The organism is Conyzicola nivalis (genome assembly GCF_040548875.1).
Taxonomy (GTDB): Bacteria; Actinomycetota; Actinomycetes; order Actinomycetales; family Microbacteriaceae; genus Conyzicola; species Conyzicola nivalis_A.
In genome coordinates this window covers 12,767-28,853 of the sequence record NZ_JBEPSJ010000004.1, presented here as the reverse complement: position 1 = coordinate 28,853, position 16,087 = coordinate 12,767, and the positions used below count along the sequence as shown (strand labels likewise).

Below are 16,087 nucleotides of genomic sequence, written 5' to 3'. Positions count from 1 at the left end.
CTAGACGGTGGGCGGCGGCGTCTTGGGGGTGCGCGGAGTCGCCGGCTTCTTCGCGGCGCTCTTCGGAGCGACGGGCACCGAGGTCGGCAGCTGGGTCGTGGTGCTCGACGTGGAGGCGCTCGACGTGTCAGTGCTCGACGTGTCGGGCGACTTCGCGCGGCCGATAGCCGCATCGACCGGCGACGGTGCCTGGGCAGGCGACGCTGCGTCGGACGACCCCGTCGGGGTGGTGGTCGGCGGCGTCGGGCGCGAGGAGGGCTCGGTCGATCCGGAGGTCGCGGGCCCGGTCACGGGAGACGCCGTCTTCGTGGGCGAGTTCTTGGCCACGTAGAGCTGCGCGGCCTTCGTTCCGATGAGCAGGAATCGCACCAGCAGGATGACGAGGCCGGTGACGACCGCGAGTGCCAGCAGGGCGAAGACGCCGTAGGCGATCAGTCCGACCACGTGCACGAAGCCGAAATAGCCCCAGTCGTTTCCTTCGTAGTTCATGGTCTACTCCTCGATCTCGTTGGCGTCGTTGGCTTGTTCGATCACGGTGCCGATCGCGATCGCGAGCGAAGCGCCCCAGCTGACCCACATGAGGATCAGCCTCCAGTCGCGCGGGCCCTTGCGAGTGGTCTGCAGCACGCCGAGACCGCCGAAGATGGCGCTGACGATCGCTCCGTTGAAGATGAATTTACGCATGGGTCTCCTCTGGTCCGGTACTCAACGCTACCGGTTGGCGCTCGCCCGACAACCCGGTGGTCGGCAAATCCTGCAAATTCGCTGGCAAACTGACCGATCGGACAGGAGCTGACCGATCGGTCAGATATCGTCGGATGCATGTCGACCAGAGAAGAGCTGCGGCTCATCGCGCTCACCGAGTTCTCCAACTCCGGCTACATCGGCACCTCGCTCCAACGCATCGCGGAGATCGCCGGCGTCTCCAAGTCGAGCGTGCTCTACCACTTCGCCTCGAAGGAGGCCCTGCTCGACGAGGGGCTCGCCCCGGCGATCGAACGGATGCAGGGCATCCTCGACCGCACCAAGGGCGCCCCGTTCAGCGCCGCGCGACGCGACGCGTTCATCGTCGAGTTCGTCGACTTCCTGCTCGAGAGCCGCCTCGAGGTGAACCTCTTCCTGAACCACGGCCAGTCGCTCGAAGACGTGCCGGTGATCGACAGGGCGAACGCCCTCGTCGGCCGCCTCGCCGACTATTTCTCGTCGGCGACGACCTCCACCGAGGGGGTCATGCGCTTCGGCATGGCGCTGGGAGGCGCCGCCTTCATTCTGAGCAGCAGGAACAAATTCGGCGAAGACGTCTCGACGTCGATCGCCGAGCCTCCCGTCGACGAGGTCAGGGCCGCCCTCGTCGTCATCGTCACGGAGCTCCTCGCACCGCTGACGCTCTCCACGCCCAAAGCACACAGCACACCCAGCACGCAGGAGTAATCATGGCCACCCTTCTCTATCGTCTCGGACGGTTCTCCTACCGTCACGCCTGGCGGGTCATCGGGGTCTGGGCCATCGTGCTGCTGGGCATCCTCGGCGGCAGCGTCGCGCTCGGCGGCCAGACCAGCGAGTCGTTCAACATCCCGGGCACGGAGTCGCAGAACGCCCTCGACCGACTCGAGTCGGTGTTCCCCTCCGTGGCCGGTGCCAGCGCGCAGGTGGTGATGGAGGCGCCGGAGGGCGCATCCGTCGACGACGCCGACTACGAGGCGGCCATCGAGGACACGGCGGCGGCGATCGAGAAGGTCGACGGCATCAACACGGTCATCAGCCCGTTCAACGAGTACGCAGGCAAGGCGGTCTCCGACGACGAGTCGATGGCGATCATCAAGGTGCAGTTCGACGGGGCGTCGACGGATGTCACGGAGAAGACTCTCACCGACCTGCAAGACACCGCGCAGATCGGCCGCGACGCCGGAATGGTCGTCGAGTTCGGCGGTCAGGTGTTCCAGGACAACACCTTCGGCGTGACGGTGACGGAGGTGTTCGGAGTGCTCTTCGCCGGAGTGGTGCTCTTCATCACCTTCGGCTCCCTCGTCGCGGCGGGGATGCCGCTCATCAGCGCCCTCATCGGGGTCGGTGTCGCCATCGGCGGAATCAGCGCCTACTCGGCGTTCGCCACCGTGGGCAGCACCGCGCCCCTCCTCGCCCTCATGATCGGCCTCGCCGTCGGCATCGACTACGCCCTGTTCATCCTCTCCCGGCACCGCAACCAGCTCGCCGCGGGGGAGGACCCGGAGGAGTCCGCCGCCATCGCCGTCGGCACCGCGGGCAGCGCGGTCGTCTTCGCCGGTGTCACGGTCATCATCGCCCTGCTCGGCCTGCTGGTGGTCGGCATCCCGTTCCTCAGCGTCATGGGCGTCGGCGCCGCGTTCGCGGTGCTCGTCGCGATCGCGATCGCCGTCACCCTGCTGCCGGCCATGCTCGGGCTCGCGAAGGGGCGGCTCATCCCCAAGCCCGGTTCGCGCGCCTACCGCCGCGCCGTCCCCGCCGCCGACGCGAAGCCCACCATGGGCCTGCGCTGGGTGAAGCTCGTGATGAAGGCCCCCTGGGTGGCGCTCGTCGGCGTCGTCGCGATCCTCGGCACGCTCGCCATCCCGGCGCTCAGCCTCGACCTCAACCTGCCCGACAACGGGTCCGAGCCCGCCGCGTCGACGCAGCGCCAGGCCTACGACCTCGTGAGCGAGGGCTTCGGCCCGGGCTTCAACAGCGTGCTCGTCGTAGAGGTCGACATCACCCAGACCGTCGACATCGTCGAAGACCTGGATGCGATCGGCGACAGGATCCGCGACCTCGACGACGTCGCCTACGTCGCGCAGGGGTTCCCCGACGAGGGGCTCGACACGGCGATCATCCAGGTGACCCCCGAGAGCGCGCCCGACTCGGTCGAGACGAAGGAGCTCGTCGAGAACATCCGTGCGATGGCGGGCGACATCGAGGACGAGTTCGACACCCCGATCGCCGTCACCGGCGCCACCGCCATCGGCATCGACATCTCCAACCGCCTCACCAACGCGCTCATCCCGTTCGGGACCGTCGTCGTCGGACTCTCGATCATCCTGCTCATGATGGTCTTCCGCTCGGTGCTCGTGCCGATCAAGGCGGCCCTCGGATTCCTTCTCTCGGTCGTGGCGTCGTTCGGCGTCGTCGTCGCCATCTTCCAGTGGGGTTGGTTCTCCGAACTGCTGCACGTCGAGAAGGCCGGGCCGATCCTGAGCTTCCTGCCGATCCTGCTGATGGCCGTGCTGTTCGGCCTCGCGATGGACTACGAGGTCTTCCTCGTCTCCGGCATGCGCGAGGAGTTCGTGAAGACCGGCAACGCGCGGTTCGCCGTCGAACACGGCTTCGCGAACGCGGCCAGGGTGGTGGTCGCGGCCGCCCTCATCATGTTCTTCGTCTTCTTCGCGTTCGTGCCGGAGGGGTCGGGCGCCATCAAACCGATCGCCCTCGGGCTCGCGGCGGGCATCACCTTCGACGCGTTCCTCGTGCGGCTCACCCTCGTGCCCGCCGTGATGACACTGCTCGGACGGGCCGCCTGGTGGATGCCGCGATGGCTCGGACGACTCCTGCCCAACGTCGACATCGAGGGCGAGCAGCTGCGCGAGCACCGCGACGCGGTGGTGTGGGCCGAGGGCCAGCAGGGACTCGCCGTCAGCGCCGAAGACCTCGTCACCGGCACGGCCGACAGCTCGGTCGGGCCGCTCTCGCTCGCGATTCCCGCCGGTGCGGTCGCCATCGTCAGCGGAGACCCGATCGACCGCAGGCTCGTCGCCGCGACGCTCGCCGGCCGCCTCGCCGCGACCGGCGGACGCTCGCAGGTGGCGGGGCATCCGCTGCCCTCCGAGGCGACCCAGGTCTCCCGGCTGGTCGCGCTCGCCGACGTGGGCGGCGTCGACCCGTCCGACTCGTCGGTGACGATCGGCGAGCTGCTCACCGAGCGCATCGAGATGACCCAGCCCTGGTACCGCGCGTTCACCACCTCGAGACGGGCCGACCGCTGGCTCGACCGCGTGAACGCGGTGCTCGCGGCCTCGTCGACGCGCGAGACCGTGGCCGTGCGCCCCGGCAGCACGCTCGTCGAACTGCCGCAGCTCGAGCGGGCCGTTGCCCTCGCCGCCCTCGCGCTGGCCGAACGCACCCCCGTCGTGATGCTCGACCAGCTCGACTCCTTCGCCTCGGCCGAGGAGGAGAGCGCCTTCGTGACCGCCATCCGCCACCTCGCGCCGGCGACGACGACGGTGATGCTCGGCACGCCGCAGCCGCCGCGATCGGCGGTGCGACGCGACGTCGACGACAGAACCCTGATCGAGATCGATCTCTACAGCGTGAGCAAGAAGGGGGCTCTCCGATGAGCCAGCACAGCCTGCCCGGAGTCCACCACGGCAACCCGGTCGCCGCCCGCAAACGCTGGGTGCGCTGGGGAGCCCTCGGCGCCGTCGTGCTCGTGCCTCTCGCCTTCGTCGGCCTCTTCGTCGGGGCGCTCTCCCAGTCGGACACGTCGATCGACCGCATCCCCGCCGCGATCGTCAACGAGGACTCCCTCGTCACGACGACGGCACCGGATGGCTCGGAGCAGAACGTCTTCGCCGGACGCCAACTCGTGACCGAGCTCACCGGAAGCGACTCCCAGGGCTTCGACTGGACGATCACCAACGCCGACGACGCCGAGGCGGCGCTCGCCGCGGGCGAGGTCTACGCGATCCTCACCGTGCCGGAGGACTTCTCCACCTCCGTGCTCTCGATCCAGAGCGACCAGCCGGTGAAGTCGAACCTGACCATCCAGACCGACGACGCGCACAGCTACCTCACCGGCTCCGTTCTGCAGGTCGTCGGCCAGACCATGGTCGGAACGTTCGGCAAGCAGATCACCTCGCAGTACATCAGCGGCCTGTACTCCGGGCTCGGCGGGGTCGGCACAGCGCTGTCGACGGCATCGGCCGGGGCAGCGGAGCTCGGCACCGGCGCGACGGGAATCGCCGACGGCGCCACCCAGCTCGGCAGCGGCGCCACGCAGCTCGCCGGCGGAGCCTCGCAGCTCGGTGCTGGACTGAAGACCTACACCTCCGGCGTCTCCTCGCTGAGCTCTGGGCTGGCGCAGCTGAACTCCGGCGCCGCCGGTCTATCGCAGCTGAGTTCGGGGGTCGCCGCGTACACCGGGGGAGTCGGGCAGCTCTCCGGAGGCCTGTCCCAGGTGAACGCGGGGATCCAGGCGAACCTCCTGATCCCCGCCGAGCAGCGCGCTGCGCTGCAGACGATCACCGACCAGCTCGCGGGAGCCGCCGCCGCGGGTCCCGCCCTCAGCCAGCAGACTGCGGGCGCGATCACCGGCCTCCAGTCGGGAATCGGGCAGAGCGCCTCGGGAGCCGCCAGGCTCGCCTCCGCCGGCCCGGCCCTCGTGACCGGGGTCAACGGCCTCGCGACCGGCGCGACCGGCCTGGCAACCGGGGCATCCGGAATCGCCGACGGCGCGACCCAGCTCGCGACGGGAGCCGGCACGCTCTCCACCGGACTCGCAGACGGCGCCGCCCAGGTGCCGACCCAGGACGAAGACGCGGCCGCGACCGCGGAGGTCGCCGCCGACCCGGTCACCCTGTCGGTCACCACCGCCAACGCCGTCACCGACATCGGCCAGGTCATCGCGACCTTCCTCGTTCCGATCGGGCTGTGGATCGGGGCGCTCGCCGTGTTCCTCGTCCTGCGTCCTCTCTCGAGGCGCGCTCTGGCCTCGACGGCGGTCGACGGCCGCCTCGTGTTCGCCTCCCTCGCGCGGGCCAGCATAGTGACCGGCGCGCAGGCAGTGCTGCTGGTGCTGCTGATGCACATCTCGATCGGCGTCGGCTGGAACCTGCTGCCGGCGACGCTGCTGTTCTCGCTGCTCACGGCGGTGTCGTTCACCGCCTTCCACTACCTGCTCACCACCGCGTTCGGGCGGGCGGGACTCGTGATCTCGCTGTTCCTGCTCGCGATCCAGCTCACCGCGACGGGCGGCATCTACCCGATCGAGGTGCTGTCCGAGCCGTTCCAGGCGATCAGCCCGTTCCTGCCGCTCACCTACGCGGTGTCGGGCATGCAGGGCATCATCGCCGGCGGCAGCGTCGCGCCCGTGCTCACCGCGGTGGCGGTGCTCGCCGGGTTCGGAATTCTCAGCGCCATCCTCGCCCTCGCCGCGATCAGGCGGTCGCGGTCGGCGAAGCGGCTCGGTCTGACGCCGCTCGCGGCGTAGCGTGACGGGCGCCGCTACAGCCAGTCGCGGCGCTTGAAGGAGACGTAGAGCGTGAGCGACGTCGCGAGGATCAGTCCGATCGACAGCCAGGTGCCCCATGCCGTGGCGAATCCGATGAACCGCAGGTTCTGACCGAAGAAGCCTGTGATCGCGGTCGGCACGGCGATGATCGCCGCCCAGCTCGTGACCTTCTTCATGATGAGGTTCATCCGGTTGCCCTGGATGCTCAGGTTGGTGTCGAGGATCGTCGCGACGAGGTCGCGCAGAGACTCCGTCCACTCGGTCGCGCGCAGAACGTGGTCGTAGACGTCCTGGAAGTACGGCGCCATGTCGTGCCGCATCAGCTCGATGTCACGGCGCATCAGCGTGTTCACCACCTCGCGCATCGGCAGCACGGCGCGGCGCAGCAGAACGAGGTTCTTGCGCAGTTCGAACGAGTTGCGCTGGATCTCCAGGCCGTGGTTCTTGCCGTCGAACAGCAGGTCCTCGTAGGTCTCGATCTCGGCGTCGAGGTCCTGCACCGTGTTGAAGTGGCCGTCGACGATGACGTCGAGCAGGCCCCAGAGCAGGAACGAGGCGCCGTTCGACGCGAGGTCGGGGTTCGAGTCCCAGCGCTGGGTGACGGTCGTGATGTCGAAGCTCTCCGGATGCACCGTGACGACGGCGCGCTCCGTGACGAACGCCTTCACCTCGACCTTCGACAGTTCCTTGGTGACGGAGTCGAGGCTCACCGCGTAGGCCGCGAGGAACAGGTGGGTGTCGTAGCGGTCGAGTTTCGGGCGCTGGTGCTCGTGCACCGCGTCTTCGACCGCGAGGTTGTGCAGGTTCAGCTCCTCCTCGATCGACGCCAGGTCGTCGGCGGTCGGCGATGTGAAATCGGCCCAGACCGTGGCATCCGTCTCCGTGAGATAGTCGGAGATCTCGGAGACCGGAAAATCGGTCTTCACCAGTTTTCCTGCGCGGTACAGCCGGGTAGTCACCATGAGGCAATGCTAGGTGCGCGCGGGGTGCGCGAAGCGCGGCTGGTATCCTGAGAGAAGCTTGCCGACGATGGTGCTGGTGCGCAATCCGAATGGAGCATAAGCGTTGTGAACGCCCCCCTTGAAAGTTCTGAAACGTCCACCGCTGGGAACGCCGCAGAGTACGACTTCGTGGTCGTCTCCAACCGGCTGCCCGTCGACCACGTCGTCGACGACGACGGCGCGACGAGCTGGAAGGCGTCGCCCGGCGGGCTCGTCACAGCCCTCGAGCCGATCATGCGCAGCAACGACGGCGCCTGGGTCGGCTGGGCCGGACGCCCCGACCTCGACATCGCGCCCTTCGACAACGACGGCATCCACATCGTGCCGGTGCCTCTGAGCGCCGAAGACGTCGAGAACTACTACGAGGGCTTCAGCAACGACACCCTCTGGCCGCTGTACCACGACGTGATCGCCCCGCCGACGTACCACCGCGAGTGGTGGGAGAGCTACGTCGCCGTCAACCAGCGATTCGCGGATGCCGCGGCCGCCGTCAGCGCGGAGGGAGCAGTCGTCTGGGTGCAGGACTACCAGCTGCAGCTCGTGCCGAAGATGCTGCGCGACAAGCGCCCCGACCTGACCATCGGGTTCTTCAACCACATCCCGTTCCCGCCGTACGGGATCTACTCGCAGCTGCCGTGGCGGGCCGCCATCATCGAGGGGCTCCTCGGCGCAGACGTCATCGGCTTCCAGCGCGTGGCCGACGCGAGCAACTTCGCCCGCGCCGTGCGCCGGCTCACCACGTCGACGACGAAGACGACGACCATCGAGGTGGCCTCGCCCGGCCGCGCCACGCGCCGCGTGATCGCCAAGGCGTTCCCGATCTCGATCGACTCCCGCTCGTTCGAGGAGCTCGCCCGCCAGCCGCACATCCAGGCCAGGGCGAGGGAGATCCGCGAGGGACTCGGCAACCCGAAGACGATCATGCTCGGCGTCGACCGGCTCGACTACACGAAGGGCATCGGCCACCGGCTGAAGGCCTACGGCGAGCTGCTCGCCGACGGCCGCATCAAGGTGGAGGACGTGACGCTCGTGCAGGTCGCGAGCCCGAGCCGCGAACGCGTGCAGGCCTACATGGACCTGCGCGACGAGATCGAGCTCACCGTCGGGCGCATCAACGGCGACTTCGCCACGATGAGCCACACCGCGATCAGCTACCACCACCACGGCTACCCGCGCGAAGAGATGGCGGCGCTGTACCTCGCCGCCGACATCATGCTGGTCACCGCGCTGCGCGACGGCATGAACCTCGTCGCCAAGGAGTACGTCGCGGCCCGCTTCGACGACGACGGCGTGCTCATCCTCAGCGAGTTCGCCGGGGCCTCCGACGAGCTCAAGCGTGCGCTGCGCATCAACCCGCACGACATCGACGGGCTCAAGGAGATCATCCTGCAGGCCATCTCGATGCCCAAGCGCGAGCGGGCCGCCCGCATGCGCTCGCTGCGCAAGCGCGTTCTCGAATACGACGTGTCGCGCTGGTCGACGGCGTTCCTCTCCGCCCTCGCAGGCGTCAGGGGCGACAGGGACACCGCCGAGTCGATCGATCTGATCGACGACGACCCGCTCGGCGACCTCGAGTGGACCGTCGAGCGGGTGCCGCGCGGCACGGAACTCTGATGGTCGACGTCGACACCCCGCCCCCGTTCTCCCGACTGCCGGAACCCCTCGTCGGGGCACTGCGTGAGCTGACCCGCACCAAGCAGCTGCTCGTCGCGCTCGACTTCGACGGCACCCTGGCCCCCGAGGTCGACGACCCAGAGCGCGCCCGCGCGCTGCCGGAGGCCCGCACGGCAGTTCTGCGCCTGCTCGAGATGCCGCACACCCGAGTCGCTCTGGTCTCCGGCCGGTCGCTCGCCAGCCTCGAGCACGTCTCGCAGCTGCCCGACAACGCGCTGCTGATCGGCTCGCACGGCATCGAGATCCGCCTCGACAACCCCGACGACATCATCGGCCTCGACGCCGCCGAGCTCGAGCGCGTCGAGGTGCTGAAAGAGGTGCTCACCGAGGTGGCCGACTCGATCGACGAGGTCTGGCTCGAGTCGAAGCCCGCCGGTTTCGCCCTGCACACGCGGCTCGCGACCGAGCACAACTCGCGGGTGGCGCACCTCGTCGCCCTCAGCGAGACCGCCGCCGAGCTCGACGACCTCACGGTGCGCGACGGCAAGAACGTGCTCGAGTTCTCGGTCCGGTCGACCACGAAGGGCGAGGCGATCGAACACCTCCGCGCCTACACGGGCGCCACCGCCGTGTTCTTCGCCGGCGACGACGTGACCGACGAAGACGGCTTCGCGGCGCTCGACGCCGACGACGTCGGCCTGAAGGCGGGGGAGGGCTCGACCCTCGCCAGCCACCGAGTCAAGGGACCGGTCGAGGTCGCGCGCGCTCTCACCCTGCTCGCCGACCTGCGCGAGGGCGACGTCCACGAGCAGTGAGCCGTTCGCCCGCTGCGTAATTTCTCTCCGCCCAAGCGGGAATAAAGCTCACGAGCTCCCGAAACGCCGGGCGGATGTCTCGACCAGAGTATTCGGCCTGCGCGAGTGCCGTCGTCCGGGGGTAATCGCCGACGCATCACCCGGTAAACTAGCGAGGCGGCTTCAGGGAAATTTCCGAGTAATCTCCAGCGACGTGTACTTGCCGCACTAACGCACTGGGAGGCAGCATGCTCGCGATTCTCATTGCGTTCGGGGCGATATCGGTCGTACTCATGCCGCTGACGCGCGTGCTCGGCCGCCGCATCTTCCTCGTCGCCGCCGTCGTGCCGACCGCAGCCTTCGCCTACACCCTCGCTCAGTGGAACGCCGTACTCGACGGCGGACAGCTCTTCGAGAGCGTGCGCTGGGTCCCGCAGCTCGACCTCACGGTCGCGGTGCGGCTCGACACGCTCTCGTGGGTGCTGTCGCTCGTCGTCACCGGGGTGGGTGCGCTCGTGCTCGTCTATTGCGCGCGCTACTTCTCCGACACCGAGGTGGGGCTCGGCCGGTTCGCGGCCATCCTGCTCGCCTTCGCCGGCGCGATGTACGGCCTCGTCATCGCCGACGACGTCTACCTGCTCTTCGTCTTCTGGGAGGCGACGAGCGTTCTCTCCTACCTCCTGATCGGCCACTACACGGGGCGCAAGGCGAGCCGTGGTGCGGCGCTGCAGGCGCTGCTCGTCACCACGTTCGGCGGGCTGGTGATGTTCGTCGGTCTCGTGCTGCTCGCCGTCGACACCGGAACCGCCCGCATCTCCGAGATCGTCGCCCTCGCCCCGAGCGGCCCGCTCGTGACCGTGGCCATCCTGCTCGTGCTCGTCGGCGCCATGTCGAAGTCGGCGATCGTCCCCTTCCACTTCTGGCTGCCGGCAGCGATGGCGGCGCCGACCCCCGTGAGCGCCTACCTGCACGCGGCGGCCATGGTGAAGGCCGGCATCTACCTCGTCGCCCGGTTCGCGCCGGGCTTCGCCGAGGTGCCCGGATGGCAGCTGGTCACCGTCGGCTTCGGTGTTCTCACGATGATCTTCGGCGCCTGGACCGCCCTGCTACAGACCGACCTCAAGCTCGTTCTGGCCTACGGCACAGTCAGCCAGCTCGGGTTCCTCATGGTGATCTCCGGCTACGGCACCCGCGACGCGGCCCTCGCGGCCCTCGCCCTGCTGCTCGCGCACGCGCTCTACAAGAGCACGCTCTTCCTCGTCGTCGGCATCATCGACCACTGCTCCGGAACCCGCGACCTGCGCAAGCTCTCCGGCCTCGGGCGCAAGACGCCGCTGCTCGCCGTCATCACCGCGCTCGCCCTCGTCTCGATGGTGGGCCTGCCGCCCGCCCTCGGCTTCGTCGCCAAGGAGGCCGTGTTCACCTCGCTGCTCGAGGGAGGCCTCGCCGGCAGCCCGATGGGCTGGTTCGCCCTCGTCGGCACCGCGCTCGGCTCCGCGCTCACAGTCGCCTACAGCGCCCGGTTCTTCTGGGGCGCCTTCTTCACCAAGGGGGGCGTGGAGACGGTGCGCCCCGAGCACGAGCGCTCCGGCTTTATGCTCGCCCCCGCGCTGCTCGCCGCGAGCGGCATCGTGCTCGGACTCGCGGCGCCCATGGTCGACGCCACCCTGAGCGGGTACTCCACGACCTTCCCCGCCGACGGCGAGGGCAGCTACCACCTCGCGCTGTGGCACGGGCTCGAGCCGGCGCTCGCGATCTCGGCGGTAACGCTGATTCTCGGTGCCGCAGTGTTCGTCTGGCGTGGCCGCTCGGTGGCCGCCGTCTCGACGTCGCGGGTCTCGGCGGCCGGCTCGTACTCGAACGTGCTGCGCGCGATCGACACCATCGCCGCCCGCACCACGAGCGTGACCCAGCGCGGCTCGCTGCCCTTCTACCTCGGCGTGATCCTCGTCGTCTTCGTCGGCGCCGTCGGAACGGCGCTCGCCCTCAACCGCACCTGGCCGACCGAGTTCAAATTCTGGGACTTCCCGGCCCAGCTCGCCATCGGCGCGGTCATGATCATCGCCGCCTTCGCCGCGACCCGCGCGAACAAGCGATTCCAGGCCGTCGTTCTCGTGGGAGTCACCGGTTACGGCATGGCCGGCCTGTTCGCGCTGCAGGGCGCCCCCGACCTCGCGCTCACCCAGATCCTCGTGGAAATCGTCACGCTGGTGGCCTTCGTGCTGGTGCTGCGTCGGCTGCCCGCGCGCCTCGGCGAGAAGAACGGCAGCGCCAACCGGGGCATCCGCGCCGTCATCGGCGCGGCGGTCGGCATCATCATGGCGACCGTCGCCCTCGTCACGCTCGGCGCGCGCAACGCCCTCCCGATCTCGCTGCAGTGGCCCGACCTGGCGTACAACCAGGGGCACGGCCGCAACGTGGTCAATGTCGCCCTCGTCGACCTGCGCGGCTGGGACACCATGGGCGAGCTCTCGGTGATCATCGTCGCGGCCACCGGCGTCGCCAGCCTCATCTTCATCAGCGGACGCACCGACAACCTGCCCCGCCTGCCCCGCAAGGAGGCCAAGGAGAAGATCCGCAGGCAGCGGGCCAGTGCGGATGCGGCGCAGGCGACGGGTGACGACTCCCGCACTTCGTGGCTGCTGGCCGGGCGCACCCTCTCGGCGAGCAACCGGTCGATCCTGCTCGAGGTCGTGGTGCGGCTCATCTTCCACCCGCTCATCATCGTGTCGCTCTACCTCCTGTTCGCCGGTCACAACCTGCCCGGCGGAGGCTTCGCGGGCGGACTCGTCGCCGGCCTCGCGCTCGTCGCCCGGTACCTCGCGGGAGGCAGGCACGAGCTCGGCGCCGCCGCCCCGGTCGACGCCGGCAAGCTGCTCGGCACCGGACTCGTGCTCGCGGTGGGCACCGCGCTCGTACCCCTCTTCTTCGGGCAGGCTCCGCTGCAGTCCACGTTCTGGGAGGGCGACGTCTGGCTCTTCGGGCACGTCGAGTTCGTGACATCCACCATCTTCGACGTCGGCGTCTACCTCGTCGTCGTCGGGCTCACGCTCGACGTTCTGCGCAGCCTCGGCGCCGAGGTCGACAGGCAGCAGGAAGACGAATCGAAACTCGACGACGAAAAGACGGAGGAGGTGAACGCGTGAGCATCTCCCTCGTCCTCATCGGCATCATGGCGGTGCTCTACGCCTGCGGCGTCTACTTCCTGCTCGAACGGAGCATGACCCGCGTGCTCCTCGGCTTCCTGCTCGTCGGCAATGCCACCAACCTCCTGCTGCTGACCATGGTCGGCAAGGTGGGCAGCGCGCCGATCGTCGAAGACGGCGTCGCGGCGGGCGAGATGACCGACCCCATGCCCGAGGCGCTCATCCTCACCGCCATCGTGATCACGTTCGGAGTCTCCGCCTTCCTCATGGCCCTCATCTACCGCTCATGGCGACTCGAACGCGACGACGACCTCGACGACGACCTCGACGACATCGCACTGCGCGATCCGACGGTCGCCGCCCTCGGCGAGACGCTCGAGTCGACCAAGGAAGACTCCGAGTTCCTGCCCGGCGACGAACTGGAGCCGAAGCGATGATCACCCTCGTACCCCTCGTGGTGATGCTGCCGCTGCTCGGCGCCGCATCCGCCCTCATCCTCGGCAAGCGTCCGCACCTGCAGCGCCTCGTCGCCATCGGCACCCTCGCCGCCGTACTCGTGATCAGCGTCGTGCTGCTCGTCGTGGTCGACGACTCCGCGCCGCTCGTGGTCGAGGTCGGCGGCTGGCAGGCGCCCTTCGGCATCGTGCTCGTCGTCGACCGGCTCGCCGCGCTGATGCTCGTGGTGTCCGCGCTCGTGCTGCTCGCCGTGCTCATCTACTCCGTGGGCCAGGGTCTCGCCGACGGAGACAGTGAGACGCCGGTCTCGATCTACTTCCCGACGTACCTCATCCTCGCCGCCGGCGTCTTCACTGCGTTCATCGCCGGCGACCTGTTTAACCTCTACGTCGGATTCGAGATCCTTCTGGTCTCCAGCTACGTGCTCATCACCCTCGGCGGCACGGAGGCGCGCATCCGCGCCGGCGTCACGTACATCGTGGTGAGCCTGCTCTCGTCGCTGCTGTTCCTCGCCTCGATCGCGATGATCTACGGAGCCGTCGGCACCGTGAACATCGCGCAGATCTCCGCGCGCATGGCCGAGATCCCGACCGACGTGCAGATCATCCTGCACGTCATGCTGCTCGTCGCGTTCGGCATCAAGGCCGCGGTCTTCCCACTGTCGTTCTGGCTGCCCGACTCCTACCCGACGGCGCCGGCGCCGGTCACCGCGGTGTTCGCCGGCCTGCTCACGAAGGTGGGCGTCTACGCGATCATCCGCACCGAGACCGTGCTCTTCCCAGGACCTGAGCTCAACACCGCCCTGATGATCGTGGCACTGCTGACCATGGTGATCGGGGTGCTCGGCGCGGTCTCGCAGGCCGACATCAAGAGGATCCTGTCGTTCACCCTCGTCAGCCACATCGGCTACATGATCCTCGGCGTCGCGCTCGGTGCGGCGGAGGGCACCGCCGCGGCGATCTACTACATCGTGCATCACATCGTCGTGCAGTCGACGCTCTTCCTCGCGGCCGGGCTCATCGAGCGCATCGGCGGCAGCACGTCGATCACCAAGCTCGGCGGGCTCCTCAAGGCGGCACCGATCGTGGCCGTGCTCTACTTCGTTCCCGCGCTCAACCTCGGCGGGATCCCTCCCTTCTCCGGGTTCATCGGCAAGCTCGCTCTCTTCGAGGCGAGCGCCCAGCAGGGCACGCCCATCGCGTACGTGCTCATCGGCGCGGGAGCCCTCGTGTCGCTGCTCACCCTCTACGCGCTCGTGCGCGTCTGGAACATGGCGTTCTGGCGCTCCTCGAAAGAGGTCGAGGGCTACGAGTCCACCCTGCTCAACAACGTCAGCGAGGCCCCGGGCGCACCCGCCATGCGCGCCACCCGCACCGTGCCGCGGCTCATGACCGCGGCGACCGGCGGCATGGTCGTCGTCAGCCTCGCGCTCACCGTCTTCGCCGGCCCGCTCTACGGCATCGCGTCGCGGGCGGGCGAGAACCTCGAGGGTCCGTCGTTCTACGTCGACAGCGTGTTCCCGGGAGGCATCGATGACTGAGCGAGCGGTGAAGAGAAACGCCAAGGTGCGCCTCTGGCTGCAGGTGCCGCTGCTGGTCGTGCTGGTGGTGTTGTGGATGCTGCTCTGGGGACAGTTCACCGCGCTGAGCTTCGTCACCGGGCTCGTGCTGGCGGTCGTCGTCACACGCGCGTTCTACCTCCCCCCGGTCGAGTTCTCCGGACGCCTCAACGTCTGGCACCTCGCCCTGTTCCTCGGCCACTTCTCCTGGCGGCTCGTCGTCGGCTCGTTCCAGGTCGCGCTGCAGGCCTTCAGCCCCCAGCCGATCCGCGGCAACGGCGTCATCGCGGCGCAGATGTTCACCCGCTCCGACCTCATCATGACCCTGACAGCCATCGCCGTGTCGCTCATCCCCGGATCCCTCGTGCTCGAGGCCGACCGGGAGCGCTCGATCCTCTACCTGCACGTTCTCGGCACGGGTCCCGGCGACAGCGTGGCGACGGCCAGGGCCGAGGTGGAGCGCGTCGAACGCAGCCTGGTCCGTGCTCTCGGCTCGCGTGAAGACATCGAAAGGATGAAGCAGTGAACGTCGTCTTCATCGTCACGAGCGTGCTGTTCACCATCGCGGCGCTGCTCACCGTCTACCGCATCGTCCGCGGGCCGTCCATCCTCGACCGGATGATCGCATCCGACGTCCTTTTGACCACGCTCATGCTCGTGGTCGGCGCCGAGATGGTCTACAACGGACACACCCGAACCATCCCCCTGATGGTCGTGCTCGCGAGCACGGCGATCTTCGCGACCATCGCCGTCGCCCGCTACGTGTCGAAGCAGGACAGGGTGCCGACGCAGGCGACCCTGGCAGATCCGGGCACTCTGGCAGATCCGGGCCCGGGCACTGGCGAGGAGGCGACACCGTGACCTTCGACGAGACCCTCAACCTGCTGGCCTCCATCTCGCTGCTGCTCGGCGCCTTCCTCTCCGTGGCCGCCGGCATCGGACTCGTGCGCTTCCCCGACGCGCTCAGCCGCATGCACGCCGCGACGAAGCCGCAGATCCTCGGGCTCATCTTCGTTGTGCTCGCGATCGCGCTCGAGTCGCGTGAGTGGGCAACGCTGCTGCTCGTGATCCCGATCGTGCTCTTCCAGATGCTCACCGCGCCCATCTCGGCGCACATGGTGGGCCGTGCGGGCTACCGCACCGGCAACTTCTCCAAAGAGACGCTCGTCGTCGACGAACTCGAGGACGCCGTCAACCGTGCGTCCACTGACGCGGCAGACTCCCGACGGGGCACGGACGACGCACGCGCGTAACCCGGGCACCGCGGGAGCTTTACACTCGTA

The 16,087-nt window shown here is 68.6% G+C and carries 14 protein-coding genes; 11 read left to right on the top strand and 3 right to left on the bottom strand.

The genetic code is table 11. The features are described from left to right. Together ABIE21_RS14625 and ABIE21_RS14620 are read right to left on the bottom strand one after the other, a co-directional pair. On the bottom strand, positions 1-489 hold the full coding sequence (locus tag ABIE21_RS14625; RefSeq protein WP_354025581.1) for a hypothetical protein: 489 nt from the start codon (positions 487-489) through the stop codon (positions 1-3). Positions 490-492: 3 nt separating this feature from the next. Next, complete coding sequence (locus ABIE21_RS14620) at positions 493-684, bottom strand: hypothetical protein (protein ID WP_354025580.1); 192 nt, start codon at positions 682-684, stop codon at positions 493-495. A 138-nt stretch (positions 685-822) separates the two neighbouring features. Here ABIE21_RS14620 and ABIE21_RS14615 point away from each other — a divergent pair, with 138 nt between their 5' ends. Genes ABIE21_RS14615 through ABIE21_RS14605 form a run of 3 tightly spaced genes read left to right on the top strand, consistent with a single transcriptional unit; the run spans position 823 to position 6,214 of the window. Further along, a complete protein-coding gene (locus tag ABIE21_RS14615) occupies positions 823-1,431 on the top strand; it encodes a TetR/AcrR family transcriptional regulator (RefSeq protein WP_354025579.1) in 609 nt (202 codons plus the stop codon). A gap of 2 nt (positions 1,432-1,433) precedes the next feature. After that, positions 1,434-4,343 (top strand): MMPL family transporter, encoded by a 2,910-nt coding sequence (locus tag ABIE21_RS14610; RefSeq protein WP_354025578.1) that lies wholly within the window; start codon positions 1,434-1,436, stop codon positions 4,341-4,343. Further along, a complete protein-coding gene (locus ABIE21_RS14605; protein ID WP_354025577.1) occupies positions 4,340-6,214 on the top strand; it encodes a YhgE/Pip family protein in 1,875 nt (624 codons plus the stop codon). Before ABIE21_RS14610 ends, ABIE21_RS14605 begins: the two co-directional genes overlap by 4 nt. Before the next feature lie 14 nt (positions 6,215-6,228). On the opposite strand, the gene ABIE21_RS14600 is transcribed toward ABIE21_RS14605, so the two are convergent. Beyond that, a complete protein-coding gene (locus ABIE21_RS14600) occupies positions 6,229-7,197 on the bottom strand; it encodes a magnesium transporter CorA family protein (RefSeq protein WP_354025576.1) in 969 nt (322 codons plus the stop codon). Positions 7,198-7,302: 105 nt separating this feature from the next. On the opposite strand from ABIE21_RS14600, the gene otsA reads away from it, so the two are divergent. The 8 genes from otsA (at position 7,303) to mnhG (ending at position 16,057) form a co-directional block, all read left to right on the top strand. Further along, positions 7,303-8,850, top strand: coding sequence for an alpha,alpha-trehalose-phosphate synthase (UDP-forming) (gene otsA / locus ABIE21_RS14595; RefSeq protein WP_354025575.1), 1,548 nt, complete (start codon positions 7,303-7,305; stop codon positions 8,848-8,850). Next, positions 8,850-9,665 (top strand): trehalose-phosphatase, encoded by an 816-nt coding sequence (otsB, locus tag ABIE21_RS14590; RefSeq protein WP_354025574.1) that lies wholly within the window; start codon positions 8,850-8,852, stop codon positions 9,663-9,665. The genes otsA and otsB overlap by 1 nt, the downstream gene beginning before the upstream one ends. 227 nt (positions 9,666-9,892) lie before the next feature. Further along, entirely contained in the window at positions 9,893-12,790 is a 2,898-nt protein-coding gene (locus tag ABIE21_RS14585; protein WP_354025573.1) for a Na+/H+ antiporter subunit A, read from the top strand. Beyond that, entirely contained in the window at positions 12,787-13,227 is a 441-nt protein-coding gene (locus ABIE21_RS14580; protein ID WP_436232352.1) for a Na(+)/H(+) antiporter subunit C, read from the top strand. The genes ABIE21_RS14585 and ABIE21_RS14580 overlap by 4 nt, the downstream gene beginning before the upstream one ends. Beyond that, the gene (locus tag ABIE21_RS14575; protein ID WP_354025572.1) at positions 13,224-14,786 is read left to right on the top strand and encodes a Na+/H+ antiporter subunit D; all 1,563 of its coding nucleotides are present in this window, start codon (positions 13,224-13,226) and stop codon (positions 14,784-14,786) included. The genes ABIE21_RS14580 and ABIE21_RS14575 overlap by 4 nt, the downstream gene beginning before the upstream one ends. Then, positions 14,779-15,330 (top strand): Na+/H+ antiporter subunit E, encoded by a 552-nt coding sequence (locus ABIE21_RS14570; protein ID WP_354025571.1) that lies wholly within the window; start codon positions 14,779-14,781, stop codon positions 15,328-15,330. Before ABIE21_RS14575 ends, ABIE21_RS14570 begins: the two co-directional genes overlap by 8 nt. After that, positions 15,327-15,665, top strand: coding sequence for a monovalent cation/H+ antiporter complex subunit F (locus ABIE21_RS14565; protein ID WP_436232351.1), 339 nt, complete (start codon positions 15,327-15,329; stop codon positions 15,663-15,665). The genes ABIE21_RS14570 and ABIE21_RS14565 overlap by 4 nt, the downstream gene beginning before the upstream one ends. Next, on the top strand, positions 15,662-16,057 hold the full coding sequence (gene mnhG / locus ABIE21_RS14560) for a monovalent cation/H(+) antiporter subunit G (protein ID WP_354025570.1): 396 nt from the start codon (positions 15,662-15,664) through the stop codon (positions 16,055-16,057). Before ABIE21_RS14565 ends, mnhG begins: the two co-directional genes overlap by 4 nt. Positions 16,058-16,087: the final 30 nt, after the last annotated feature.